This is a genomic window from Calditrichota bacterium (genome assembly GCA_013151735.1).
In the GTDB taxonomy this organism is placed as follows: domain Bacteria; phylum Zhuqueibacterota; class JdFR-76; order JdFR-76; family BMS3Abin05; genus BMS3Abin05.
This window is the reverse complement of sequence record JAADHR010000182.1, coordinates 1-25,942: the sequence shown is the minus strand read 5'-3', so window position 1 is coordinate 25,942 and position 25,942 is coordinate 1. Positions and strand designations below refer to the sequence as shown.

Annotated in this window: 20 protein-coding genes; all 20 read left to right on the top strand. The window is 46.9% G+C overall.

Translation table 11 applies throughout. From position 1 onward, the window contains the following. The first annotated feature begins 20 nt into the window (after window positions 1-20). The 20 genes from GXO76_12880 (at window position 21) to GXO76_12785 (ending at window position 25,695) form a co-directional block, all read left to right on the top strand. Window positions 21-1,766 carry an ammonia-forming cytochrome c nitrite reductase subunit c552 gene (locus tag GXO76_12880; GenBank protein ID NOY78751.1) on the top strand — a complete coding sequence of 582 codons (1,746 nt, stop codon included), beginning with the start codon at window positions 21-23 and terminating at the stop codon, window positions 1,764-1,766. 103 nt (window positions 1,767-1,869) lie between these two features. Next, window positions 1,870-3,060: a hypothetical protein gene (locus GXO76_12875; protein ID NOY78750.1), complete on the top strand. Its 1,191-nt coding sequence runs from the start codon at window positions 1,870-1,872 to the stop codon at window positions 3,058-3,060. Window positions 3,061-3,074: 14 nt separating this feature from the next. Continuing rightward, window positions 3,075-3,989 carry a cytochrome c3 family protein gene (locus GXO76_12870; GenBank protein ID NOY78749.1) on the top strand — a complete coding sequence of 305 codons (915 nt, stop codon included), beginning with the start codon at window positions 3,075-3,077 and terminating at the stop codon, window positions 3,987-3,989. A 4-nt stretch (window positions 3,990-3,993) separates the two neighbouring features. Continuing rightward, window positions 3,994-4,692 carry a hypothetical protein gene (locus GXO76_12865; GenBank protein NOY78748.1) on the top strand — a complete coding sequence of 233 codons (699 nt, stop codon included), beginning with the start codon at window positions 3,994-3,996 and terminating at the stop codon, window positions 4,690-4,692. A 436-nt stretch (window positions 4,693-5,128) separates the two neighbouring features. Further along, window positions 5,129-5,776 carry a hypothetical protein gene (locus tag GXO76_12860; protein NOY78747.1) on the top strand — a complete coding sequence of 216 codons (648 nt, stop codon included), beginning with the start codon at window positions 5,129-5,131 and terminating at the stop codon, window positions 5,774-5,776. Window positions 5,777-6,022: 246 nt separating this feature from the next. Next, on the top strand, window positions 6,023-6,454 hold the full coding sequence (locus GXO76_12855) for a hypothetical protein (protein ID NOY78746.1): 432 nt from the start codon (window positions 6,023-6,025) through the stop codon (window positions 6,452-6,454). 258 nt (window positions 6,455-6,712) lie between these two features. Then, window positions 6,713-9,388: a valine--tRNA ligase gene (locus tag GXO76_12850; protein NOY78745.1), complete on the top strand. Its 2,676-nt coding sequence runs from the start codon at window positions 6,713-6,715 to the stop codon at window positions 9,386-9,388. A gap of 86 nt (window positions 9,389-9,474) precedes the next feature. Next, window positions 9,475-10,851, top strand: coding sequence for a DUF4139 domain-containing protein (locus GXO76_12845; protein ID NOY78744.1), 1,377 nt, complete (start codon window positions 9,475-9,477; stop codon window positions 10,849-10,851). Then, window positions 10,845-12,941, top strand: coding sequence for an ATP-dependent DNA helicase RecG (recG, locus tag GXO76_12840; GenBank protein ID NOY78743.1), 2,097 nt, complete (start codon window positions 10,845-10,847; stop codon window positions 12,939-12,941). Before GXO76_12845 ends, recG begins: the two co-directional genes overlap by 7 nt. A 279-nt stretch (window positions 12,942-13,220) precedes the next feature. Then, complete coding sequence (locus tag GXO76_12835) at window positions 13,221-13,625, top strand: DUF1844 domain-containing protein (protein ID NOY78742.1); 405 nt, start codon at window positions 13,221-13,223, stop codon at window positions 13,623-13,625. 80 nt (window positions 13,626-13,705) lie between these two features. Next, window positions 13,706-16,333, top strand: coding sequence for a DUF2723 domain-containing protein (locus GXO76_12830; protein ID NOY78741.1), 2,628 nt, complete (start codon window positions 13,706-13,708; stop codon window positions 16,331-16,333). Then, window positions 16,334-17,410, top strand: coding sequence for a glycosyltransferase family 2 protein (locus tag GXO76_12825; GenBank protein ID NOY78740.1), 1,077 nt, complete (start codon window positions 16,334-16,336; stop codon window positions 17,408-17,410). Then, entirely contained in the window at window positions 17,398-18,339 is a 942-nt protein-coding gene (locus tag GXO76_12820) for a class I SAM-dependent methyltransferase (GenBank protein NOY78739.1), read from the top strand. The genes GXO76_12825 and GXO76_12820 overlap by 13 nt, the downstream gene beginning before the upstream one ends. Then, entirely contained in the window at window positions 18,336-19,292 is a 957-nt protein-coding gene (locus GXO76_12815) for a flippase-like domain-containing protein (GenBank protein NOY78738.1), read from the top strand. Before GXO76_12820 ends, GXO76_12815 begins: the two co-directional genes overlap by 4 nt. Then, window positions 19,289-20,332, top strand: a complete 1,044-nt coding sequence (locus tag GXO76_12810; protein NOY78737.1) for a DUF4837 family protein — start codon at window positions 19,289-19,291, stop codon at window positions 20,330-20,332. Before GXO76_12815 ends, GXO76_12810 begins: the two co-directional genes overlap by 4 nt. 2 nt (window positions 20,333-20,334) lie before the next feature. Continuing rightward, window positions 20,335-20,802 carry a 5-(carboxyamino)imidazole ribonucleotide mutase gene (gene purE, locus GXO76_12805; protein ID NOY78736.1) on the top strand — a complete coding sequence of 156 codons (468 nt, stop codon included), beginning with the start codon at window positions 20,335-20,337 and terminating at the stop codon, window positions 20,800-20,802. 74 nt (window positions 20,803-20,876) lie between these two features. Further along, window positions 20,877-21,848, top strand: coding sequence for a carbohydrate kinase family protein (locus GXO76_12800; protein NOY78735.1), 972 nt, complete (start codon window positions 20,877-20,879; stop codon window positions 21,846-21,848). Window positions 21,849-21,872: 24 nt separating this feature from the next. Continuing rightward, window positions 21,873-22,787: a dTDP-4-dehydrorhamnose reductase gene (gene rfbD / locus GXO76_12795; protein NOY78734.1), complete on the top strand. Its 915-nt coding sequence runs from the start codon at window positions 21,873-21,875 to the stop codon at window positions 22,785-22,787. Between the two features lie 92 nt (window positions 22,788-22,879). After that, entirely contained in the window at window positions 22,880-23,608 is a 729-nt protein-coding gene (locus GXO76_12790) for a polyprenol monophosphomannose synthase (GenBank protein ID NOY78733.1), read from the top strand. A 5-nt stretch (window positions 23,609-23,613) separates the two neighbouring features. After that, window positions 23,614-25,695, top strand: coding sequence for a glycosyltransferase (locus GXO76_12785; GenBank protein NOY78732.1), 2,082 nt, complete (start codon window positions 23,614-23,616; stop codon window positions 25,693-25,695). The last annotated feature ends 247 nt before the right edge of the window (window positions 25,696-25,942 follow it).

Here is a 25,942-nt window from a genome sequence, read left to right as displayed (position 1 = left end):
CATAAGGAGGGTGGCTGAAAATGAAAACCAGAATAACCAATTTGGGATTTTATTTGGCCGCCATGATTTTTTTGATCATGACGACGAATCAAATGACATTTGCGCAGTCTCAATTGGATTGCAAATTGTGTCACGGAAATGTTTATCAACAGTGGCTAAAAGGAAGCCATTCGCACACCCAGATGGATGTGGCTGATGAGTTATCAGAGGAACGGGTTGGGGAATCTCCTGATTCGGTTTTGTATGGTTCCGACCCGGAAAATTGTATTGCATGCCATTCGCCTCTGGCCGTTACGGTAAATGGCGGGATGACGGAGGCTGAGGCCCTGGGTCACTTTTTTACGACCACAAACGGCGTATTTACCGACTCAACAACGGTCGCCGATACAACCAATTGGCCCCACAACTGGTGTACAACCTGTCACAATGTTCCCTCAAATCACCCGGCATCCTTGCCGGTATTTGGCTACTTCAATTCTACGACGACATCCTATGACACGGTGGCCAATGTTCCGTCCCTTTGCGGGCAGTGTCACGGGAATCTCCATTTTCCAGATACAGATCACTTAACCTATAATGCCTGGAAAATGAGTAAACATTCCGATACACAGGATGATGTTGCCGAAGAACTGGCAGAAGAACGGGCCGGAGAAACACCGGATTCGGTCATCAGCGGTTCCGATCCCGAAAATTGTATCGCCTGCCATGCACCAACGGCGGTATTGGCCAATGGCGGGATGACAGAGGCTGAAGCGCTGGATTATTTCTTTACCACAAGCAATGGAGCCTTTTCTGCTTCCACCACTTCAAAAAATCAGGCTGACTGGCCAAGTGTGGCGTGCAATACCTGCCACAATCCGCATTATCCCAATCAATATTCGTATTTTAATTCCACGACCAAAAAATACACGGTCTTTGATAATTCTGCCGAATTGTGCGGCCAGTGCCATGGCAATCTTCGATTTCCCGATACCGATCACCTAACCTACAATATTATCAAGGGCGGTGTGGCGGTCGGCGTTACGTTTGAACAAACCATGCCGGGTGCGTCTTGCACCGATTGCCACATGTATTCCAGCGATGTAGATGGAAGCAATTCGGCGATGTACCACGGACATTCCTGGTCTATTTTTGTCGCCGAAGAGGATGGCAGTGAAACCGTTTCGTGCGCATCCTGCCATTCGGGAATGAATGCGGCTTCTGCCAAATCTGTTATTAAGATGTACAAGGAAGAGACTCAGGCAAAACTGGATTCGGCTGAACAGAAGGTTACGGCGGCTGAAACAGCCATGCAGGGGAATACGGATTCGGGACTTTTGGCCAAATTAGAAGAAGCCCAAACAAATCTGTTTCTGGTTCAATCGGACGAAAGCGAAGGCTTTCATAATCATAAGTATCAAATGGATCTGCTGGCAGATGTCATTCAAAAATCCAACGAAATCCTGAATGCAACGGGAGTGAAAGAGGAAACCGTGGCCGGCTCTCCAACGAAATTTGAATTGTTCCAGAATTATCCCAATCCGTTTAACCCGTCTACAAAAATTACGTATGAATTGCCGCGTGCATCCTATGTGACCCTTGAGGTTTTCAATATTCTGGGCAATCGGGTGTGCACGCTGGTGAAGGGCAAGAAAAAAGCCGGACGGCACTCCATTGTGTGGGATGGAAAAGATGATCTTGGCCATGCCGTTCCAAATGGTGTGTATGTTTATCGTATTCAGGCCGGACATCGTGTGGATTACAGGAAGATGACGCTGTTGAAATAAGCGGAAGAGAACGAAAGTGATCCATTAATAAATGTGAATGGGGCGGAAAGCATTCTTCCGCCCTGTTTCCTTATTTGGATGAACCTAAAATGAAAGGTTCCCCATGAAATTAAAGTTTGGAATCCTTGTTTCATGCCTGTTGATTTGGGCCGGTCCATTAACCGCATCCATACCCCAGCTTTCCGGTTCGAGTGTTACATCCTTTTTGGGATATAAAACCGAGGATGCGCACTATAATTTTTATCAACAGGTAACCTTGGGGTACCGCCCAAAGCTGATCAAAAATTTCTCTGTTCATGTGAATGTAATGGGGTTAACAGACCTGGGCCCCGAAAACATGAAAACGCCCTTTCAGGTGTACGGGGCGTACCTTATGTGGAATCATCTCTGGAAAAACCGTGTGGATCTGTCTCTTGGCCGAAAATTTTATTTTAACGGCGTCGGCATTGGTTATCTGGACGGGGGATTTGTAACGATCCGGCCCGTCAAAAAACTAAGCGTTGCGGTCTTTGGAGGGGTGGAAGTTCCCTACGACCGGTCGGCCAAGGTGTACCGCCTGAAGGATGGCTATGTATTTGGCGCCAAAATCGAAGCAAAGAAAATAGCCGGCACGCGGTTCGGGATGAGTTTCTACCAGAAGGTGCGTTCGGGTTCCGCCTATTGGCAACTGATTGGAGTAAACGCAAGCCGGGCATTCGGCAAGAGCCTTTTCTGGCGGACGCGGGTTTCGTATAACCTGTTGGAGTCGACGCTCCAAAAAGCACTGGTAAATTTGCGCTGGCTGCCAGCGCCGAAATGGCTTTTTTACCTTGAGGGGTTTTATCGCACACCGCATGTTTATCACGATTCCTTTTTTGAACGTTTTGAACTGAATGGATTGGCTCAGGGTCGGCTCAATGCTGTTTATTATTTTTCAAAAAAATACGGCGTTACAGGTGATGTATTGTGGATTCAAAGCGAGGAAAAACACTCACAAAAGATCCGTTTGGGCGTGCTGACGCCGTACGGAATTGTCGGATTTCAGCAGGATTTGGGGGCGGCAGGATTTCAAACCCGGCTTTATGCGGATGCCTCGTACGCCATTACCTCCGGGCTGAAGGCCAGACTTTTATTGGATTTTTCCAACTACCAGATTAGTGACTGGTCTGAAAGTTACATTCAATATGGCAGCGCTTTTCGGCTGGAGTACCAGATTAAAAGGAAATTTCTGGTTTCTTTGGAAGATCAGTTCACTCGTAATCGGTTGTACAACGTTGATAATCGAATTTTGGGACAAGTCATATGCCGATTCTAAAGAGAAAGAGAGTCATGAAAATTGCCGGTTTTTTGTTTTTCATCGCGGGTCTCTTTGTCGGTGTGGCCGTTTTTGCCAGCGCCGGGCAAAAAGATCATCTGATTTATTCGCATCAGAAGCATGTGGATGAAATGGGTATTGACTGCACGACGTGTCACACCCGGGTAGACAGCAGCATGAAGGGAACCGACAATTTGCTGCCGGATATGGAAACCTGTTTTCAGTGTCACGATGGCGACAGTGCGCCCAATAAATGCACGGTTTGTCATACCAATCCCGATGAGGCAAAGGTGGTTCCGCGGATCACCCAGTACAGCCCGAAATTTCCGCACCGGACGCATTTGCAGGCCGGGGAAAAATGTTTAACCTGCCACGTTGGTATTTCGAAAGCAACCAACACGGTGGCACGGCATCTGCCAAAAATGAATCAGTGCCAGACCTGCCATCAACAAAAACGGGTCAGCGATCCGTTGAAATGTCAGGTATGCCATACGCCCAAGGAAGATTTGCAGCCCATTAGCCATAAACTGGACTGGAAACATGCACATCAATTTGCGGCCGAGTCCAATCCGGAAGAATGCACTCAGTGTCATGCACAAAGCGATTGTGAAGACTGCCATGAGGGCAAAAACCTCACCCATCGCACGCATCCTTTAAATTATGAATGGAATCATGCGATTGATGCTAAAATGAATAAAATTCAATGTATTTCGTGCCACGAAGATGAGGTTTTCTGTATTCAATGCCATCAGGAGAAAGAGGTGATGCCGCCCTCCCATGGCCGTGTGGATTGGGCTAATCGAATCGATGGCGGACAACACAAAATTGAAGCGGAATTTGACCTGGAATCGTGTTTGGCTTGTCATGGCGACTACAAAACCTATCCCTCGTGTTTCAAATGTCACAATCAACCCAATAAAGAAGAGTAGAGGCATGAAACAATTCTATGGATTTCTTGCGGTTATTTTGGGAGCAGTTCTCATTTGGGGATGCAGCCAGAAGAAAAATCCTGTGGAAAGTTTGACACACCCCGAAACCTGGATGCAGGAAAATTCAGCCGATTTTCACGGGCAAATTGTGCTGGCCCGGGGATATTCCGGTTGCCAGGAGTGCCACGGAGAGGATCTGTCCGGAGGCGAAGTGGGTGTGTCCTGTACCAGCTGTCACAAGGCTTTTCCTCACAAAGCGGATTGGATGGAAATCGGAACGGCCGGTTTTCACGGAGCCTACATTCAATCTCATAACTACGATATGCATCCCTGCCAGGCATGCCACGGGAAGGATTACTCCGGGGGCGTGGTCCATAAATCCTGTCTCGAATGCCACACCCGCCCGGGTGGGCCGGAGGCCTGCAACACGTGTCACGGAAACGAAAAAAATGCCGCTCCCCCGAGGGATTTGGCCGGGAACCTGGATTACACCTCGCCCGGAGTGGGGGCACACCAGGCCATGCTGAACGCCGGCGTGAGCTGCAGCACCTGCCATGTGGTACCGGACAGTGTGTATGCGCCGGGTCATATCGATTCCACCGGCCACGCTGAGGTCAATCCCAGTTTGGGATGGAATCCTGACACCAAAACCTGTTCAAGCGCGGGGTGCCACGGTCCGCTGGTGTTTACAAAAAAATATTAATGGTGGTGTCATGTGGGGCGAAAGCAATCCCTGCCAGGGTTATTACCGTTTTTTCAGAATCATCTGATGGATTGTGTTCGCCCTACACAAACGCTGTAGCACCATTCTCCCAGCCCATTCACTACTTTGAAAATATTTGGTTTATCGCATTCATTTCCGCCCGTTTCCAATAAATAGCGATTCCTATTTTTCTTCTCCAAAATTTCCTGTTGTTCCTCTTCTTAATATTGCTTACATTTAACCTAACTGATTTATGCCGCAAAAACACAGAGGCAATTGCAAAAATGCAAAGATAGGGGTGCAGGATTTTGCGCCTCCACAAATTCGAAAATAATCAATTGATACAGTAGGGATGTCAGTGCCGGGGCTGACCCAAAAAATGTTGAATAAAACAAACCCGTGCCTTTTATTTTAATGTGGGAGAGAAAGACGTCCAATGCGGTTTTTTGGATTCCAACGGCGTGCGTCTGAGAAAATTTCAAAGGATTCCCTTTACTTTGATTTTGAAGAGGCCTTTGCCGCAGAAGAATGTCCGGTTTGCCACCTGCTGGATTTGCGGGAGAGACGGTACATAGAGTCGATTTTCTACGAAAGTGTGAATGATCCGGGGGTGCGAAAAAAATTCCGGCAGGCCGGGGGGCTTTGTAAACGGCACACCCAGTTACTGATTGATCTGGGCGATATTCTGGGATTGGCCATCATTGGCAAGGATTTAATGACGAAATACGCTGACCATCCGCCGCAGAATCCGCCGGAGCCTGGCTGTCCCCTGTGCAACGTTTACGAGGAAAACGAGCGCCGGTTGACCGGGGCTTTTTCCAGATACCTGGCCATCCCGGATTTTTGGGGGCCGCTTGCCAGGAGTGTCGGGTTGTGCCGCAGGCATTTTGGAGCGGTTTTGCGGGAACTGTCTTCCAAAGAGGTTCAAGAAAAGCTGATTCATTTTCAACGGGATAAAATTCAGGCCCTTTTAAAACAACTGGAAACCGTGATTCAAAAAAACGACTATCGCTTTCAAACGGAAAAAATTACGGAAGCCGAAGGCAAGGCTGTCAAAATTGCCTGGGATTTACTAAAAAAATAGGTACATCCGAAATTCGGGACATTTCGCAGAAAGGTTCTTAATCTGAATAATTCATTGGCTACAAAGTCACGAAAACACAAGGGTATAATAAACAAAAAGATAAATAAATATTCATTGAAACAGGAAACTGTACAAAACAAACTGAGTTGCAAATCGCCAATTATTTTAATTGTAATAGCCTTCGTGACTCAGGGTCTTTGTGGCCGCAATTTATGAATTATGCAGGTCAAAACGTAAATCAAACACATGGATAAAGCCCTGTTAAATCCTGCACAAAAAAACAGCATTCGCATTGCCTTGCGTTTGCTGGAAGAACGCCTTTTCTGGATTGAAACGCTTCTTTCCCAAAAGGAACACCGCGGAATCTTGTACAGTTTTCAAAATGATCTCAGCCATTCCCAAATTTCTCATGTGCAAACCCTCTTTCAAGAAATTGAGGGTTTGATTGCCAGATTTAAAGAGGTATTCGACCTGCCGAGTGAGGAAGAGAAATTATCCCAAATTATGAACGGCAGTACGAGTTATTTCTGGTCAATTATTGCCGACAAAAAGGCAGATAAATTAAAACGCTACGGGGATGTTTCCCCGGATTTGAGCCGTGAGCTGGATCCTTTGGTAGACCACCTCATTGCCCTTTTGAACGAAATCAAACGCGTCCTGGGAAATCCGGAAGGATAAATAATTGGTTGATTCTTAAGAGGTTTTTTTTTATATTTAGTTTGATTTTTTTTATGTGGAAACCGGCTTTAAGAAGCCTTTTCCCGCGAATTTTGCGAATTAATTTTTATCACAAATGATGATCTTATTTTGTTACGAACCATTGCCTGTGTCGGAAACCTTGATTTTTTCAAAGCTTTCTTATTAGATAAAAAATACTGGCTGCGAAAACTCAAAGGCACGAAGAATTTATTTACATTTTGAAAGTAAGGAAACTGAATGCGTCCGGAAATTCCAAAGATTTACAATCCGAAAACGGTTGAAGATCGCCTGTATGACTTTTGGCAGAAAAAGAACTATTTTCACGCGGAACCCAATCCCCAAAAATCGCCTTACACCATTGTGATTCCCCCGCCCAATGTGACGGATATTCTGCACATGGGACATGCCTACAACAACACGTTGCAGGATATTTTAATCCGTTTCCACCGGATGAAGGGGTTCGAAACCCTCTGGCTGCCGGGGACCGATCATGCCGGAATTGCCACACAAAATGTGGTGGAGCGGCGGTTGCTGAAAGAAGAAGGACTGACGCGCCACGATTTGGGTCGGGAGGAGTTTGTGAAGCGCGTGTGGCAGTGGCGGGAAAAATACGGTGGATTGATTATTAATCAATTAAAAAAGCTGGGTGCCTCCTGTGACTGGTCGCGTACCCGCTTTACGATGGATGAACCGTACACGCGGGCTGTGCGCGAGGTGTTTGTCCGATTGTACGAAAAGGGGCTTATTTATCGCGGAAAGTACATTATTAACTGGTGTCCCCGGTGCCACACCGCATTGTCCGATGAAGAGGTTATTCACAAAGACGAACAGGGGCACCTCTGGTACATCGCCTATCCCGTAAAAGATTCCAATCAATTCGTGACCGTGGCAACCACCCGGCCGGAAACCATGTTGGGAGATACGGCGGTGGCCGTACACCCGGAAGACCCGCGCTACAAGGCCCTCATCGGGAAAACGGTTATTCTGCCCATTCTGAACCGGGAAATTCCGGTGATTGCGGACGAACAGGTGGATCCTGAATTCGGAACGGGTGCGGTTAAAGTCACTCCGGCTCACGATCCCAACGATTTCGAGATTGGCCGCCGCCATAACCTGTCCTCCATCGTCATCATGGATACGGAAGGCCGGATGAATGAAAATGCCGGGCCCTATCAGGGAATGGATCGGTTTGACTGCCGAAAAGCCCTGGTTCAAGAACTGGAAAAACAGGGCCTTTTGAAGAAGGTGGAAGCACATCAGCACGCCGTTGGCCACTGCCAGCGCTGCGATACGGTGATCGAACCCTATTTTTCCGAACAGTGGTTTGTAAAAATTAAGCCTCTGGCCGAAAAGGCCCTTGCGTCCGTACAGAAAGGGGATATTCGCTTTATTCCTGAAAAATGGACAAAGGTCTACGAAAATTGGATGACCAACATCCGCGATTGGTGTATTTCGCGGCAGCTCTGGTGGGGGCACCGCATTCCGGTTTTTTATTGTAAAGAGTGCGGCCACATGATGGTGAAACGGGAGAAACCGGAAAGCTGCGAGAAATGCGGCAGTGCGCATATCCGGCAGGATGAAGATGTGCTGGATACCTGGTTTTCGTCCTGGCTCTGGCCGTTTGCAACCCTGGGATGGCCGGAAAAAACGGAAGATTTAACGTATTTTTATCCGACCAACACCCTGGTGACGGCACAGGATATTATCTTCTTCTGGGTTGCACGCATGATTATGGCCGGACTGGAATTTATGGAGGAAAAACCCTTCAGCGATGTGTACATTCACGGCATTATTCGGGATGAAAAAGGCCGAAAAATGAGCAAATCGCTGGGCAACGGAATTGATCCCCTCAAAATGGTGGACAGGTACAGTGCCGATGCCGTGCGGTTCTCGCTGATTATGCTGACGTCCGAAGGGCAGGACATCAATCTTTCGGAAAGCAAATTCGAGATGGGGCGGAATTTTTCGAATAAGATCTGGAATGCCTTCCGCTTTATCATGATGAATACCGATGAGGCTCTCATTGAAGCCGATTTTGATCCGGTCAAAAATTGGGATTCTCGGGCGGCCGAGCTTAGCGACCGCTGGATCGTCAGTCGGATGCAGCGAGCTGTGGATTCCATCACAAAGGCTCTCGAGACCTACAGGTTTAATGAAGCCCTGACGACCTTCTACAATTTTTTCTGGCACGACTTCTGTGACTGGTACCTGGAATTGATTAAGCCGCGTCTCTACCAAAAAGAAGAGATCGACGCGAGAAAATGGACCCTCAATCTCAGTTTGTGGCTGTTGAAAAATTCAATGAAAGTACTGCATCCGGTGATGCCGTTTATTTCGGAGGAAATCTGGCAGTCGGTACGCAGCAAAGGCGAGGCTGAAAGTATTACCGTTGCCCCGTGGCCGGATGTGGTTCAAACGCTCCAATCTCCGGAAGCAGAAGCGGAAATGCTGTTTCTTCAGGAACTCATTGGTGCCGTACGAAATGTCCGGAGTGAAATGAACGTACCGCCTAACCGAAAGGCGAAAGTCATTCTTTCGGGTCTCAATCATTCTCAACAGGTTGCACTGGAGAAAAATCAGGCGTATTTAACCTATTTGGCGGGTGTGGAAACCATCACGATTCACCCCCATCTGCAGGAAAAACCCAGGCAGGCGGCTTCGGCTGTTGTGCAGGGAGCGGAAATCTACGTTCCCCTGGGAGGCCTCATCGATCTTGACAAAGAACGGGAGCGCCTCACAAAGGAAATCACGCGCCTGCAAAACTTGATTCAGCAGGTCAACAAGAAACTGTCCAACGAAAATTTCCTGAAGCGCGCGCCCGAGGAGATTGTTCAAAAGGAACGGGCAAAAAAGCAGGCTTACGAGAGTGATCTGGAAAAGCTGCAAAGAAATTGGACTGGTTTAGAGGGCTGATCCGCCCAGGCGGCTTCGGGGCCGTTTAATTGATGCAGACATCTCTTGTGTTTTTTGCAGATGTTTGGACATAGGAATTGAAAATCATGAAAAAAATAGCAATTATTGGCGTTTTTCTCGTTTTGTGGCTCCCCGTGACCGGTCAGGCGGGTTCAGGCAAGAAGAGTGTTTCGGTGACGGTGTATTCAAACAATTTGGCGTTGGTAGAAGAGATACGGCCGGTTCTGCCAACCGGCGGGGAAACGCTGGTTCGGTGGGAGAATGTTCCCACGCAAATCGATCCCACATCGGTCCATTTGCACTGGCTTGGTGGCTACCGAAATGCTATCCTGGAGCAGAATTTTGAATACGATCTGGTGAATGTCCGAAAATTGTTCCGAAAATACATCGATCAAACCGTTCAACTGAAATTAAAGGATCAGTCGACGCTTTCGGGAAGGCTGTTGAGTGCCGGGGAATCCGTAATTCTGGAAACTCAGGACAAATCGATTGTTTCGGTCCGGAATGACGAAATTGTTCAGTACACATTTCGGGAACTTCCGGAGGGATTGATCACGCGTCCCACGCTGATCTGGACACTTGAAAAACCGGTCACAAAAAAACAACTGATGCAGGTGGAATATCTGACTTCCGGGATGAGCTGGCATGCAGAATACGTTGGGGTGCTTTCCGGGAAGGGAAATCGCCTTGACGTGTCGGGTTGGGCAAGTCTCGAAAATCACTCCGGGGCTGCATTTGCCGGGGCCGCATTAAAATTGGTGGCCGGGCAGCCGCATCGGGTCTCCGGGAGAAGACCCATGGCCTATGAAAATCGGTTGATGAAAACAACGGTACAGGCGGCGGTGCCGCGTTTCTCGGAACGGGCGGCATTCGAATATCATCTCTACAACCTGAAGGGGAAAACAACCCTCAAACAAAATGAGACCAAACAGATTCCCCTTTTCGGCTCAAAACAGGTAAAATTTCAGAAGATTTACAAATTTGACGGAGCACGCTGGGGGAAAGTGGTAAAGGTCTTTTTGCGCTTTCGCAATACCAAAACGGAGGGAATCGGTCAGCCTTTGCCGGCCGGCAAATTTCGTATTTATCAGAAAGATGGCCCGCGAAGCTCCATTTTCCTGGGTGAAGATTGGATTGATCACACGCCCAAGGGGGAAATGGTAACCCTAAACGTGGGAAATGCCTTTGATATTCGCGGTACGCGCACCCAAACCCGCGTAAAAAGAGTTGCAAAACGGGTGAGGGAAGAGAGTTATCTTATGGAAATTCGGAATTTTAAAGACCAGCCGGTAACCGTTGATGTCATTGAACATTTAAACTATCGGGCTCCACAAAGTCAGTGGACGATACGTAAATCGAGCCGGAAATTTGAGAAGAAAGATGCGCGCACCATCATTTTTCATGTAAAGGTCGGCTCACATAATGCAGCAAAAGTAACCTACACGGTTCGTTATGAATGGTAGAGAAGAAGCCTCTTAAAACCTCGATTCGCTTTTTGAGGGGGATTGGCGAAAAGAGGGGTGTGTTCCTTGAAAAAATCGGCATTAAAACCGTCGAAGAACTGCTGGAGTATTTTCCACGGGCTTATTTGGACCGCCAGCACGTGAGCGAGATTCGGGATTTAAGGGCCGGAATGGATGCCACGGTCGTGGGCAAGGTTACCTCTTTCCGGATGATCCCGGGTCGAAAATCGCGCTTTGTGCTTCGTTTGTTCGATGGTACCGGTGAGCTGAATTGTGTGTGGTTCAAGGGCGGGTTTTATCTGAAGAATAAATTTCAATTGGGAGAAACCCTTGCCGTAAGCGGAAAGGTGCGCTTTTTTGGGGGATTTCAGATAACGCACCCTGACATTGACAGAATTTCCGATTTTAATGACGGCGAAAAATTGAACACGGGAAAAATTCTGCCTCAGTATCACACAACCCACGATTTGAGCGATGTGGGCCTGGACAGCCGTGGAATCCGGCGCATTTTGTATCGGGCCGTTCTGGATTATTCCCAATTTGTAACGGAAAATTTGCCGGATGACCTGCGCCGCCGCCACGGGCTTTTGGGCAGGCGGGAGGCCGTCAGTGCCATTCACTTTCCGGATTCGCCCGAACAGTTGGAATCAGCCATTCGCCGGTTGAAGTTTGAGGAACTCTTCTTTTTGCAACTTATGCTGGCGTACCGCCGGTATCTTTCCCGTCAAAAAGAAGAGGGAATTGCCTTTGCTGCCGTTGGAAAGCGCACGCGAAATCTGGTTGAAAATCTGCCGTTTCGGCTGACCGATGCCCAGAAGCGGGTCATCCGCGAGATTTGGTCAGATATGAAAAAGCCCATGCCTATGAATCGCCTGCTTCAGGGAGACGTGGGCTCCGGAAAGACGATTGTGGCTCTGGTGGCCATGCTTCTGGCGGTGGAAAACGGATTTCAGGCCGCGTTAATGGTTCCAACGGAAATTCTGGCGGAGCAACACTACCTGACGTTTCATCGGATGTTGGAGCGCCTGGGGGTTCGAGTGGCACTGCTCACGGGAAGCCAAAAGAAAAAGGAAAAAGAAAGCGCCTTGAAAGCCTTACGGGAGGGGTATCTGGATATGGCCATTGGCACCCATGCCCTGATTCAGGAGTCGGTGAATTTTAAAGCGCTTGGATTAGTGGTGATCGACGAGCAGCATCGGTTTGGCGTGTTGCAGCGGGCAACTCTGCGTGCAAAGGGAAAACGGCCGGATGTGCTGATCATGACGGCAACACCGATTCCGCGCACACTTTCGCTTACCGTTTACGGCGATCTGGATGTTTCCGTTCTGGATGAAAAACCGGCCAACCGGAAGCCGGTCATTACCACCTGGCGCACGGAGAAAAAACGGGAGGATATTTACAAATTTGTAAAGGCGCAACTTCAGTCCGGGCGGCAGGCCTATGTGGTGTTCCCGCTGGTGGAAGAATCGGAAAAGATGGATTTGCGGGCGGCGACTGAAGCATACGAATCCTTTCGGCGGGGAATTTTTAGCGATACTCCCATCGGCCTTCTTCACGGGAGAATGAAAGCCAGCGAAAAAGAAGCCGCAATGGAGGCGTTTAAACAGGGGAAAATTCGGCTTTTAGTCAGCACAACGGTCATTGAGGTGGGAGTGGATGTTCCCAACGCCACGGTGATGGTAGTGGAGCATGCCGAACGGTTTGGATTAACCCAGCTTCACCAGCTTCGGGGGCGTGTGGGGCGCGGGGCGGATCAGGCGTACTGTATTTTACTGGCCTACCAGCCCATTTCAAAAGAGGCCCGACAGCGGTTGGCGGCCATGAAATCGACCGAAGACGGGTTTAAACTGGCGGAAGTGGATTTAAAGCTGCGCGGCCCCGGTGAATTTTTTGGCACCCGGCAGCACGGGATGCCGCAATTGAAATTGGCTCATATTGTGGAGGATTCCGATCTGCTAAAAAAGGCGCGAAAAGAAGCCTTTCATCTGGTTCAAACAGACCCGGCGCTGAAATTACATGATCATGCCCGCGTCCGGGAATTCTTTTTGGAACGATATCGGGATAAATGGGGTCTAATAAAAATTGGCTAACGTTGCCTGTATTTTTGAAAGCGGAAAATGGATAAAACAGCTAATTTTAATTATAGTAATCTTCGTGACTTAGGGTCTTTGTGGCGAAATTTTATGAATAATACAGGTTAAAAAGATAAAAATTTTTGAAAAACAAAGTGATTTCGCGTTTTGTTAGTCACAGCCTTTTGAAAAACGTCTCGAAGCATTGGAAGAAATCAGAAGGGAATATATTCATTTTTAGAGAATTTGGGGTAGAGTAAGAACAGCATTGTTCCAAAAATGAAGGAGGGAAAACTCATGGCCCAGGACATTTCTAATGATCAGAAAAATGAAATACTGTTCCTGCAGTTGATTATGACATTTGAAACAGCCGCCTGGCAGCAAATGGGAAAGATCAAAAATCCTCTTACCGATAAAATTGAGCGCGATCTGAATCAGGCACAATTGTCCATTGATATGCTGGACATGATTAAAGCCAAAACACAGGGTAATCTAACAGAAAATGAAATCCGGGTTTTGGACCGCACCCTATCGGAATTGAAATTGAATTTCGTGGATGAACTGGAGAAAGAGCGAAAAGAGCAGGAGAAAAAGGCTCAGGAAAAAGCGCAGGAAGAGAAAAAGCCTGCCTCGGAAAGTGAGAAAAAAGAAAACGTGAAGGAAGAAGAAAAAGAGAAAAAAACAGATGAAGGGGGCAAATAGATTTTGGTTCGTCGTAAGAATGCCTATCTTTTGATTTATTTTTTAGAGCAATTTGAATGGAATTCTATTAGCTTGGAGGAATGAAACGGATGGAGAAAAATCGGATTGTGAATCGCTGGGTAGCGATTGGTGTGTTTGCAATAGCTTTTCTGACGTATTTGCGCACAATTGCCCCGGATGTATCGTTTTGGGATTGCGGTGAGTTTATTGCATGTTCGTACACCATGAGTGTCATGCATCCTCCAGGCGCCCCTCTTTTTACCATTATTGGCCGGCTGTTCACCTTGTTCCCATTCATGAATGTGGCATGGCGGGTGAATTTTATTTCGGTGTTGTCCAGTGCATTTACCATTATGCTATTGTATCTGGTCATTGTCCGCTTGATTAACATTTGGAAGGGTGAACCCAAGAATGCCACCGATCGTTGGATTACCTACGGCGGGGCCGTTATTGGAGCTCTGGCCTTTGCCTTTTCGGACAGCTTCTGGTTTAATGCCGTTGAAGCCGAAGTCTACGCCATGAGTATGCTTTTTACCTCGCTGGTGGTTTGGTTAACCCTGTATTGGAAGGATAACCCTGTCGGTCCCTTCAATGAAAAATGGATGGTCCTGATTGTTTACCTTTTCTGGCTGGCCACAGGCGTCCATCTTCTGAATCTACTTGCCTTTCCTTTCATTTTTATGATCGTTTATTTTGAGGACAATCTCACAATCAAGCGGTTGGTCTGGGTGGTTTTACTGCAGGCAGGGGTTCCGATTATGCTCTACATTTTGTTTTTCCATTATGATCCGACCAAAATGTCCTACCAGCAATTCATGGCGCATCAGGCCTCCGCCTGGAAATTCTTTCAAGTCACGTTTGTTATTGTGCTGGTCGGCACCCTGTACTATTTGTGGAAGGTGGACAAAAAGGCATTCAAATTGTGGTGGATCATTCCATTGCTGTTTGTGATCGGATATACAGCGTATCTGATTATTTTTATTCGATCAAAAATGAATCCGCCTATTGATGAAAATGATCCCGAAACCTGGACGGCCATCAAGGATTATCTGGCCCGAAAACAATACGGCGAGAACAGCATGCTGCTGACCATCTTTTCAAGAAAAGCCCCGTTTTGGTCGTATCAGATCAGTAAAATGTATGTCCGCTATTTTGGGTGGCAGTTCATTGGGACCGGGACAACAATTGGAAGGGACGGTTATATTGCCGAGATTTTGAGTCTCAGGGGATTGTATGGCCTGCCGTTCTTATTGGGAATGATTGGAGCGGTTCATCACTTTACAAAGGATTGGAAACGGGGTCTGGCCGTTCTGTTTCTCTTCTTCATGATGGGTCTGGCCATTGTGCTGTACGTGAATCAGGACAACCCGCAGCCCAGAGAGCGGGATTATTCCTACGTGGGAAGCTTTTACGCATTTGCGATCTGGATTGGAATAGGCGCTACCGCTGTGATGGAGGCGATTAAGGAATTTCTTCAAAATCGAAAGACATGGCTCCGCCCGGCTATCCTTGTGGCCCTTTTGGTGATGGCGGTTGCTGTTCCGATTAATATGTTTGCCTTTAATTTCCATTCACACGATCGTTCCGGAAATTATGTTCCGTACGATTACTCCTACAACATTCTCCAAACCTGTGAACCCAACGGAGTCATTTTTACCAATGGAGACAACGACACCTTTCCGCTCTGGTATTTACAGTACGTGAAAAATATCCGAACGGATGTGCGGCTTGTCAATCTTTCTCTTTTGAATACTCCGTGGTACATTAAACAGCTCAAACATCGTGCGCCGCGGGTTCCCATCTCCCTTACGGATCAGGAAATTGAGCGCATTGGGCTGTACCCCTGGGATAAACCTCAAACCGTTGAAATCGGTGTACCGGATACCGTTTATAAAAATGAGATTGCCGATATGAGGAAATGGAACGAGCTTCCGAACAGGCCGCTGGATCAGAGCGGGAAGATTAAATTTACGGTCAAACCAACGGTTGCAGGGCGGGCGCTTCGGGTTCAGGACCTCATGGTGCTGAATATTATGATGACCGATAACTGGCGAAAACCCATCTATTTTGCGGTTACGGTTTCGGATGAAAATAAGATCGGACTGAATCCCTACCTGCGAATGGACGGGATGGCCTTTAAGGTTATCCCCTTTAGGGGGATTGAAATCAGTGCCCATCGCTTGTGGGAAAACCTGTTTCACAAATTTCTTTTCAGAAATCTTAATAATCCCAAGGTTTATCTTGATGATAAAACCAAGGGATTGCTCATCAACTACCGCTCTGCCTTTCTGCGTCTGGCGGCTTACTATCGCATGAAACGGCAAATGAACAAGGTTATTCAGGTGTTGGATCGAATGGAATATCTCATGCCTGAGAATTTGATTCCGATTCGGGATGACCGCGTCGTGCTTTCCATTGGAAAAATGTACTGGGATGCGGGAAAACCGGAAGAATTTGAGAAACGGGCCAAAGCGATTATCGCCAAAAAACCGGACAGCGTGGAAGCGTATGTCTGGTTGCTGGACTATTACCGCAGCTTTAAACGCTATTCGGATGGCATACAACTCATGCAAAAATGGCTGGAGCGGCATCCGAATGATAAACAGGCACAGTCCATTATTCGCAATTTACAGAGCGAACTTGCAAAAACCAGTAAGGATTCCATTGCTGGAGGGGCAGCCAAACTGCCGCTTCAACCTAAAAAATAAATGGGAATAAAAACGCCGACAGAAAATAAAATCATTGTCACCATAGTTATTCCCCATATCGGGCAAAGCGATATTCTGTATGCGTGTCTGCGTTCTTTGAAAAATGAAAAGAAAGTGCCATTTCGGGTGCTTATCATCGACAATGGTTCTGACCTTTCTGCAGAGAAGGTAAGCGCCATTTTGCCGACCTCTGATTTTGAGATTGTAAAAAACGAGCAAAATCTGGGATTTGCCGGAGGGTGCAATGTGGGGCTTCGGCGGGTGGAAACACCCTACGCCGTCCTGCTGAATAATGATACGGAAGTCGGCGAAAATTGGTTGGAACCGTTGGTGGCGTGTATGGAAGATTATCCGAATGCTGCAGCCTGTCAGCCGAAAATACTCTCCATGCGGTTCCCTGGCAAGTTTGATTACGCGGGCGGCATGGGAGGACTGATTGACCGCTTTGGTTACCCCTTTGCCATCGGGCGGATTTTCGACGCTCTTGAAACGGATACCGGACAGTACGAAGGCCGCTTTCGGATTTTCTGGGCATCCGGCACAGCGATAATGATTCGAACGGCTGTTCTCAGCCAATCCGGGCTGCTGGATGAGGATTTTTTTGCCCACATGGAGGAAATTGACCTGAATTGGCGGTTTCACCTTTTGGGGTATTCCGTTCTGTCAGATTCCAAAAGTCAGGTGTACCACTATTCCGGCTATTCGTTGGGGCATGAAGCGCATCGAAAGATGTATTTGAACCATCGAAATAATTGGATGATGCTGCTAAAAAATTATTCGTTTAAAACACTGGTGTGGCTTATTCCGGTTCGACTGGTTTTTGAAGGACTTACGTTTTGGGTTTCGGTAGCCAAGTTGGATGTTAAACGGGCATGGGCGGTTCTCCGCGCAGGGGCTTTCATTCTGGTGCATGGAATAAAAATACGTCGCAAGCACAGGGATGTACAATCCATTCGGAACGTTTCCGATGAAATGATTTTTTCACAGATGTACCGGGGAAGCATCGTTTTTGATTATTTTGTGCGTGGTGTCAGAAGGGTGTGTGATTTGGAAGGGTTGCCTACTTGGATCGAGTGAGATTTGAACAAACGGATTGTCCTATTTGTGGTGCTCAAGCGGCCACATTTTTTTTAGACACATTTGATCGCTATGTGTTTCCCTACGCAAAGAACTATCGCTTGGAGAGATGCAATTCGTGCGGCGCATTGTTTGTGAATCCCCGCCCGTTGCCTGAAGATCTGGACAAATTTTACCCGACCGATATTCTGAATCCGTTTTTGGAATTCGAAGCCAATCATCAGGATTTTTTTCAGAAACTGTATGCTTTCGTGCATCCATACGCCATTTCGTGGAAGAGAAAACAGGTGGAAAAGATTTCCGGTGTGGGAAGAATTCTGGATGTTTCCTGTGGGAACGGGGATTTTCTTTATTCCATGCGCCGTCACTTGTGGGAGGTAACGGGAATCGAGCGAATTCCAAAATATGCCAATTTTGCGCACCAAACGTTGGGACTGCCCGTTTTTGATTCAATAGACAAACTTCCTGAGGGGAATCATGATTATTTTGACGCCGTTACATTCTGGCATTCCTTTTCTCGGTTTCAGAATCCGGTGCAGATTTTGAAAAAAATCCGGGTTTTTCTAAAGGATGAGGGGCATGTGTTCATTGGTATCCCCAATATTCGGTCACTGGATTTTTATTTTTATCGGGAGGATTGGGCGGCTTTGGATAGCCCGCGGCGCTTGTTCCATGTTTCTCCGAAACACATGCGGCAGGTCGCGCGGGCTGCCGGATGGAAAATCGTTCTGGAAAAGCCTATCGGGTTGGATTACTTTTATAACGCACTTCTCAGCGAAAAAATTCGGATGCGGCGGCTGCAGGTACCGAGGGTTGTTTCACCGTTTCTTTATTTGCGGGGATTTCTGATGGCCTGGCTGTCACGAATTATTGGAATAACCGGAAACGGTTCGGGAATGTTGTACGTTTTACAAAAGAGGGTGGTGTGAACCGGAAAACAGTTTTCTTTTTTCTCAAAATCGTTGTAAGCAGTGTCCTCTTATATTATTTATTTGCCAGAATTGGTGTTGAAAATTTTATCAATCAATTATCAACGGCCAATCTGTGGTGGGTTCTGGTTGGAATCGGGTCGTTTCTGATCAGTAATTTTCTGGGCTCTTTGCAGTGGTACCTGCTTATGCGGCAGAGCGGGATGGATCTGACGTACCGCCAAACTGTGGAGTTCTATTTTATCGGCCTCTTTTTTAATAATTTTTTTATCAGTAATTTGGGCGGGGATGTGTTTCGCATTTACTACGCTTCCCGATCCACCGACAAAACAGCCGGGGCCATTTCAACCGTTTTTCTCGATCGGTTCATCGGATTTACCATGCTTACATTTTTGTCGCTGATCGGAGGACTTTTGATTCTGAAGGAGAATTATTTACAAACCATTTTACCGGTACTTTTCATTACGCTTTTCTTTTGGATTTTAATTTTTGCGGTGTTTTTCAATCGCCCCCTGGCAAAGAAATTTCACCCGTTGTTTGTCTGGCTTTTTCCGGAATCTGTGGTGCAGAAAATGATTGATCTGTACGAAGTGGTGCATCAATTCAAACATGCCAAATTGGTTTTGCTGAAACTCATGGGCATTGGGTTTTTTGTTCAGCTTTTTAGGGTGGGGATTCATTATTTTGCCGGATTGGCATTGAATATTCACGTGGGATTTCAAACATTCATGTTATTCATTCCTTTGATTGCACTGCTGGCAAGCCTGCCTATTTCCATCGGAGGATTGGGTGTCCGTGAGCAATCGGGAGTCGTGCTTTTTGCGAGAGCCGGCATTTCTGCAGGTTTGGCTGCATCGATGGAGTTCCTGGCTTATTTGATGACCATTGTCGGATCGTTGCCAGGTGCCGCTTTATTTCTATTTGCCGGGAAAAAAAGCAGGAGGAAAAAATGAAAATTAGACGATATGGTTTGTTGGTAATTCTTGTTCTCTCCCTTTTTGCTGCAAATTGTTATCGCAGAGAACTGGGGAGGGAACCGGAGCAGGACATCTACGTATTTGCGCCCCAATCGGTTTGGGATGCCGTGCAAAAGCCTCTTGAAGAGGCGTTCAGTGAAGGCATTGAAACACCCCAACCCGAAAAATATTTTATTTTGAAGTATATTTCAAACCCCGACGATCTGGATAAATACACCCTTCACCGAAATCTGATGTTTGTTGCCACGCTTGATTCCAAGGGCCCGATTGCCGATCTGGTCCGAAAGAGTCTTTCGTCGCCGCAAATTATGGCGGGCGTTAAAGCGGGAAAAAATTTTCTTTTTAAGAAGGAAAACCAATGGGTGGATGATCAGACCATTTTGCTCCTGGTGTCTGTGAATACGGATTCACTGGCCAAAAAGATTGAACGATTTAAGAAACAAATTTTTTCGATTTACAACACTCAATATGTAAAACAATTGACGAAGGAAATGTTTGCCAGCCACGAAAATAAAAAGCTGGAAAAAGAGCTTCTTAAAAAATACCAGTGGACCGTTCGTGTGCAGCACGACTACTTTCTGGCCTGGGAATCGCCCGATACGGGTTTTGTCTTTTTGCGCCGACGATACCCCGAACGCTGGCTTTACGTCCGGTGGATTGAAACGGACAACCCCTCGCTCATTACCAAAGACTGGATTATCAATGAGAGGGATTCTGTCGGTTCCTGGTTTTATGGCGGAGATACGGTGAATCGGAAATATGTAAAATTTAAGATTGTCAATTTTAACGGCAGGCGGGCCTACCAGGTGGATGGATTGTGGGAAAATAACGAAAAAATAGCCGGCGGCCCATTCCGTGAATATGTGTTTTATGATGAGCCCACCAGCCGAATTTACATTATTGATTGTGCTGTTTTTGATCCGAAAGATCTCTATGGAAAAATGCCGTTCATGCGGCAGTTGGATGTGATAGCCAGATCGTTTAAAACGTTGGTTGATATTCAAAAAGGAAAATAAATATGGGTAACGGGTATCTGGTCAGTATTATTGTCGGAAGTTCATCGGATGAAGAGATGGCGGCACACACAAAAAAATATCTGGATTATTTTAATATTCCCTACGATTTTCAGGTTTTGTCCGCTCATCGGAATGCAGCGGCGCTTTCCGAATATCTGAAAAAGGCGGTAGCACAGGGTGTACAGGTTTTTATCGCACAGGCGGGAATGGCGGCCCACCTGCCCGGAGCAATAGCGGCCCAAACTTCGCGTCCGGTTATTGGTGTTCCGTTACCCAATTCCGCTTTGAACGGACTGGATGCCCTTTTATCGGAAGTTCAGATGCCCTCGGGTATTCCGGTAGCCACCATGGCCATCGGAAAAGCAGGGGCCATTAATGCAGCCGTTCTGGCTGCCGAAATATTGGCGTTGTCCCGTACCGATTTACAGGACAAACTTGTTGAATTTCGTAATAAGGGGTCCAAATTGTAATAAAATAGTACCTCAAGAATCAGAAATGAGCCAGACATGTTCTCGAAATAACCCGAACTGGAAAGGAATGGTGAATGTCTGAAAAAATCAAAATTACGGTAATTGGCACGGTGGTAAGGGATACCATCTACCCTTACAAAGGGGAGCCGGTTTACGGGTGGGGCGGGATTTACTACACCTTATCCCATTTGGCCGGCATTTTGAGAGACCAGGCTGTTCTGGAACCCGTATTTTATCTTGGATACGATGTGTACGACGAGTTTTTGGAACTTCTTACGGAAAAATTCCCCAACATTCGCACCAACGGGATCCATAAAATCGACCAAAAAAATAATCAGGTCATTTTAAAATACATTACACCTGAATATCGGGAAGAAACGTCGAACTATATTCCGCCTCCTTTGCCGTACGATTTGATTCGGCCTTTTGTCGGAAACGATGTTATCTTACTCAATTTCATCTCTGGCTACGAGGTGACGTATGAAACCTGCAAGCAAATAGCGGAAGAAAAATCCGGCTATTTGTACGTGGATTTTCACAGTCTTGCATTTGGGCGGAATGAAGACGGTTCCCGGTTTTACCAAAGACCGGAAAACTGGCAGGATTGGGTGAAACTTCCTGATATTCTTCAAATGAACGAAAAAGAAGCGGAAACCCTGGCGGCACGCGCTCTGGAAACTGTGGACGATTACAAAAAATTTGCAACCGAATTGGTTCAAATTAGTAACAATATTATTAATATAACGCTGGGCTCAAAGGGATCGGTTTTGGCTTTCCTGTCGGATGGTATCCCGGAGGTGTATTATTTTGAGCCCCTAAAAGTGAACAAAGTGGTAGATGCCACCGGCTGCGGCGACTCCTTTGCGACGGGTTTTATTTCCCGGTTTCTCAAAACAAAAGACCCCGTGGAATCTGCCCGATACGGGAATATTACCGGAGGGTTGAATTGTACCTTTCAATCCACGACAAAAGTGGATCGCATCCATCTTCAGGTGGAGGAGGCGCTAAAATCCTATCAAAAAAATAAGCTGTTTGTTGTCGAATAAAAGGAGAGGTATCCTGAAACATACATGAAAAATCGTTATTTAATTGTGGGTTGCAATGGTCTTTTAGGTCAAAAAATTGTTCGGGAGATTTCAAAGCAGTCCTCCGATTCGGAAATTCTGGGGACAAGTATCGAACCCAGTGTCTTGTTTTCGACACGTATTTCTTATCAGCGGATAGACATTACGAAGATTGACTCCGTTCACCGGGTGGTCCGGGAATTTCGCCCAACGGTTATTGTCAATGCAGCGGCCTACACCAATGTGGATAGAGCGGAGATCGACCAGGACCTCTGTTGGGAAATTAATGTTATTGGAGTCGAAAACCTGGCTCTTGAAGCCAAGGCCGTGGGGGCCATGCTTTACCACGTGTCTACCGATTATGTTTTTTCGGGGGAGAACGGCCCCTACCGGGAAACAGATACGCCGGATCCCAGGGGATTTTATGCCCGGTCCAAGCTGGCCGCAGAATGGGCTATCGAAGAATCCGGAGCAGCCTATTTTATCGGACGAACATCCACTCTCTTTGGAGCGGGTGAAAACATACGGCCGAATTTTGTTTTGTGGCTCATTTCTGCCCTGAAAAAAAATCAGGAGGTTACGATTGTTGACGATCAGATTGGAAATCCCACACTGGCTGACAATTTGGCGGAGGCGTTCCGTGTCGCAATCGAGAAAAAGGCCACCGGGCTTTTTCACCTTGCGGGAAGAGAATCAATCGATCGATATTCGTTTGCTCTAAAAATAGCCCGGATTTTTAATTTGAACCAGTCGCTTATTCATCGTGGAAAGACAAGCGATTTAAAACAACTGGCTCCCCGTCCGATGAATGCCGCCTTATCGGTGGAAAAGGCTCAGAAGGAATTGGGGGTTTATTTGATGTCGGTTGAGGAGGAATTGCTTGAATTGAAGAAGCAGCTGGACGAGAAACATCCGCTCTAGGAATCAGAAAAAGGAGTATCCGTTTGGAATTTGATGCATCACATCCCTTCTACAAATCGAACGAAAAGAAAATTGATGAAATCAATAATCAGATTGGTGAAAAGAGAACACTGGTTGTTATTCCGACCTACAACGAAGTTCAAAACATTCAACTCATTTGCCGCTCCGTGTTGGATCTGAACATTCGGGGGTTGTCCATTTTGGTCGTGGATGACAACTCGCCCGATGGAACGGCCGATCGGGTGCGCCAACTTCAACAAACACACCCCAATATCGAATTAATTGTTCGCGAGAAAAAACTGGGATTGGGGTCGGCCTACGTTCGCGGCTTCAAATTTGCAATTGAGCGGAAATTCGATTATATTTTTGAGATGGATGCTGATTTTTCTCACGATCCGCGTGAAATACCGAGCTTTTTACACGCCATTCAGGATTTTGATCTGGTGATCGGTTCGCGGTACATTCAGGGCGTCAATGTGATTAATTGGCCGTTATCCCGCTTGATGCTGAGTTATTTTGCGAATGTGTACACCCGGTGGATTACAGGAATGCCCATTCAGGACAGCACCTCCGGATTTAAGTGCTTTCGGAGGTCGGTCCTTGAAGCGATCAATCTGGACAAAATTACCTCCGACGGCTACGCTTTTCAGATAGAGATGGATTTTAAGGCCTGGAAACTGGGATTTCGACTCAAGGAGATTCCCATCATTTTTGTGGATCGTTTCATCGGACATTCAAAAATGTCCAAAAAAATTGTACGAGAAGCCGCCTGGGTGGTGTGGAAGTTAAAGTTTCTAAGTTTGTCTGGGAAAATCGAGTAAAGTGAATGGACGTTCAGCTTTCCATTATTATTGTCAATTTCAATGTCAGGGATTTTTTATCGCAAACGCTCCGTTCCGTTGAAAAAGCCACCCAATCCATCCCTTCGGAAATCATTGTTGTGGATAACCATTCGTCCGATGGCAGTCCGGAGATTGTGGAAAGGGAATTTCCAGACGTAATTCTTTTGAAAAATACGGAAAATGTAGGGTTTGCGCGCGCGAATAATCAGGCGCTGAAACGGGCACGGGGCAAATTTTTGGTGCTTTTGAATCCCGACACCATTGTTCAGGAGGATACGTTCCAAACCCTTATTCGGTTCTTTGACAAACATCCGGATGCCGGAATGGCTGGCTGCAAGATCCTGAATCCCGACGGAACCCTTCAACTGGCCTGCCGACGCAGCTTTCCAACGCCCTGGGTGGCGTTTACAAAACTGGTGGGGCTGGGCCGGCTGTTTCCCCGGAGCAGGCTTTTTGGTCGCTACAATTTAACCTATTTGGATCCGGAGCAAACCACCGAGGTGGATGCGATTTCCGGCTCGTTTATGATGCTTCGCCGGGAAGTGTACGAACAGGTGGGACCCCTCGACGAGCGTTTTTTCATGTACGGGGAGGATCTGGATTGGTGCTACCGGGTGAAGCATGCCCGGTGGAAAATTTACTACGTTCCCGAGACGAAGATCATTCACTACAAAGGGGCCAGCTCGGGAAAAAGCCAAAAAGATACGCTCCTGATGTTTTACCGGGCAATGCTGCAATTTGTCCAGAAACATTTTAGGGGGAAATATTTGTTTTTGCCCCAGTGGTTTTTAATTACGGGGATTGCTATTCGGGGCAGTTTAAGCTTTTTGAATCGTTTGCTAAAACAGCTCGCCCTTCCTATTGTGGACTGGTTTTTTCTGAGTGTAGCCCTTGTTTTCGGTTTGCTGGTTCGCTTTGGATCCCTTCAGCATCTGAAAAGCTACCTGATTGTGGACGCGGTGTACTCGTTGGTGTGGCTGAGCAGTTTCTATTTTTTTGATCTCTACAAGCGGCAAAAATACTCCGTATCCCGGGCGCTGGGCGCCACCCTGTTGGGATTGATTATTAACGGTACATTTACTTTTTTTTTCAAGCAGTTTGCGTTTTCGCGGGTGGTCGTTTTTGCGATGGGACTGGCCGCGCTGGTTTTGCTGCCGGGTTGGCGCCTGGCCTTGCACCTGATCGCAAAATCCGGTAAGGTCCCCTTTTTAAAATCGATTCAACATTCACTTGCCCGCAAGAAAACAGTGTTGGTGGGGCACGGTGCGGCCTTGTCGAATCTGATTGACCGGCTTCGTCAGCGATTGGATAAGGGGTACGAGGTTGCGGGGGTGGTTGTCCCCCAGGAGAATCAGGGGGAAAGCTACTCGGTTCCGGTTTTGGGGACCGTGGAAAATCTTCCCTGGATTATTCGAAGCGAGGCCATTGAGGAGGTTATTTTTTCATCCGAAAGCCTGAATTATGAATTTATTCTGGAGGTTATTTCTCAGGCCGAAGGCCTGGACGTCAATTTCCGAACGGCCGCCAGCGATGCAGAGGTGATTATCGGGCGCTCCTCGGTCGACCACATTGGCGATATTCCTCTGGTCGATATTGATTACAAACTGGGCCGGGGGCCGCTGCGAATTTTAAAGCGGCTGTTCGACGGAACCCTTTCACTCATTGGGCTGCTTTGTCTCTGGCCGATCTATTTCTATTTTCGATGGATCAAACGGAAGCCGCTTTCAAGAATTCCTATTCTTTCTGAAAAGGGAGCTCCGATTGAGGTGTCCATTCTTGGGGAGTTCCCCGGTGATTTTGCAAATCTGAAATACTGGCAGAAAATTCCCCTGTTGGGGAATATTCTGGAGGGGAAGATCAGTTTTGTGGGGGCTGAAATGGTTCCGGCGGCCAAAAAAAATCACCATAAAATCTATTTGAAACCGGGGCTCACCGGGCTGGTGCAATTGTACCGGGATCACAATCTGAATGAATTGGAAAAGGAAAAATACGAGCTTTTTTATTTGAAAAATTATTCCCCCTTTTTTGATGTTGAAATTCTGGCAAAATCCATTTTGGGGATCTGATGGTCGACCCTTGCGAATGTTGTGACAACTGCAAAATTCCCTGAATAGAGGGGGATGGTTTTTTGCAGCAGATCATTTAATAGAAAGTTTTGAAAAAATCAAGATTCCTGACACAGACAATGATTCGCAGCAAAATTAGATCAACAAGTTGTGATAAAAATTAATTTGCCATTAACAAGGGGTCGCGTTACAATCAATTGAATAATGTGTTTTTACGTGATACTTTTCTTTTATTGACCCTCCCCCC

Excerpts from the sequence above, each read along its gene's own strand:
- GXO76_12880 (NOY78751.1), top strand. The coding sequence starts at position 21 with ATGAAAACCAGAATAACCAATTTGGGATTTTATTTGGCCGCCATGATT.
- GXO76_12875 (NOY78750.1), top strand. The coding sequence starts at position 1,870 with ATGAAATTAAAGTTTGGAATCCTTGTTTCATGCCTGTTGATTTGGGCC.
- GXO76_12870 (NOY78749.1), top strand. The coding sequence starts at position 3,075 with ATGAAAATTGCCGGTTTTTTGTTTTTCATCGCGGGTCTCTTTGTCGGT.
- GXO76_12865 (NOY78748.1), top strand. The coding sequence starts at position 3,994 with ATGAAACAATTCTATGGATTTCTTGCGGTTATTTTGGGAGCAGTTCTC.
- GXO76_12860 (NOY78747.1), top strand. The coding sequence starts at position 5,129 with ATGCGGTTTTTTGGATTCCAACGGCGTGCGTCTGAGAAAATTTCAAAG.
- GXO76_12855 (NOY78746.1), top strand. The coding sequence starts at position 6,023 with ATGGATAAAGCCCTGTTAAATCCTGCACAAAAAAACAGCATTCGCATT.
- GXO76_12850 (NOY78745.1), top strand. The coding sequence starts at position 6,713 with ATGCGTCCGGAAATTCCAAAGATTTACAATCCGAAAACGGTTGAAGAT.
- GXO76_12845 (NOY78744.1), top strand. The coding sequence starts at position 9,475 with ATGAAAAAAATAGCAATTATTGGCGTTTTTCTCGTTTTGTGGCTCCCC.
- recG (NOY78743.1), top strand. The coding sequence starts at position 10,845 with ATGGTAGAGAAGAAGCCTCTTAAAACCTCGATTCGCTTTTTGAGGGGG.
- GXO76_12835 (NOY78742.1), top strand. The coding sequence starts at position 13,221 with ATGGCCCAGGACATTTCTAATGATCAGAAAAATGAAATACTGTTCCTG.
- GXO76_12830 (NOY78741.1), top strand. The coding sequence starts at position 13,706 with ATGAAACGGATGGAGAAAAATCGGATTGTGAATCGCTGGGTAGCGATT.
- GXO76_12825 (NOY78740.1), top strand. The coding sequence starts at position 16,334 with ATGGGAATAAAAACGCCGACAGAAAATAAAATCATTGTCACCATAGTT.
- GXO76_12810 (NOY78737.1), top strand. The coding sequence starts at position 19,289 with ATGAAAATTAGACGATATGGTTTGTTGGTAATTCTTGTTCTCTCCCTT.
- purE (NOY78736.1), top strand. The coding sequence starts at position 20,335 with ATGGGTAACGGGTATCTGGTCAGTATTATTGTCGGAAGTTCATCGGAT.
- GXO76_12800 (NOY78735.1), top strand. The coding sequence starts at position 20,877 with ATGTCTGAAAAAATCAAAATTACGGTAATTGGCACGGTGGTAAGGGAT.
- rfbD (NOY78734.1), top strand. The coding sequence starts at position 21,873 with ATGAAAAATCGTTATTTAATTGTGGGTTGCAATGGTCTTTTAGGTCAA.
- GXO76_12785 (NOY78732.1), top strand. The coding sequence starts at position 23,614 with ATGGACGTTCAGCTTTCCATTATTATTGTCAATTTCAATGTCAGGGAT.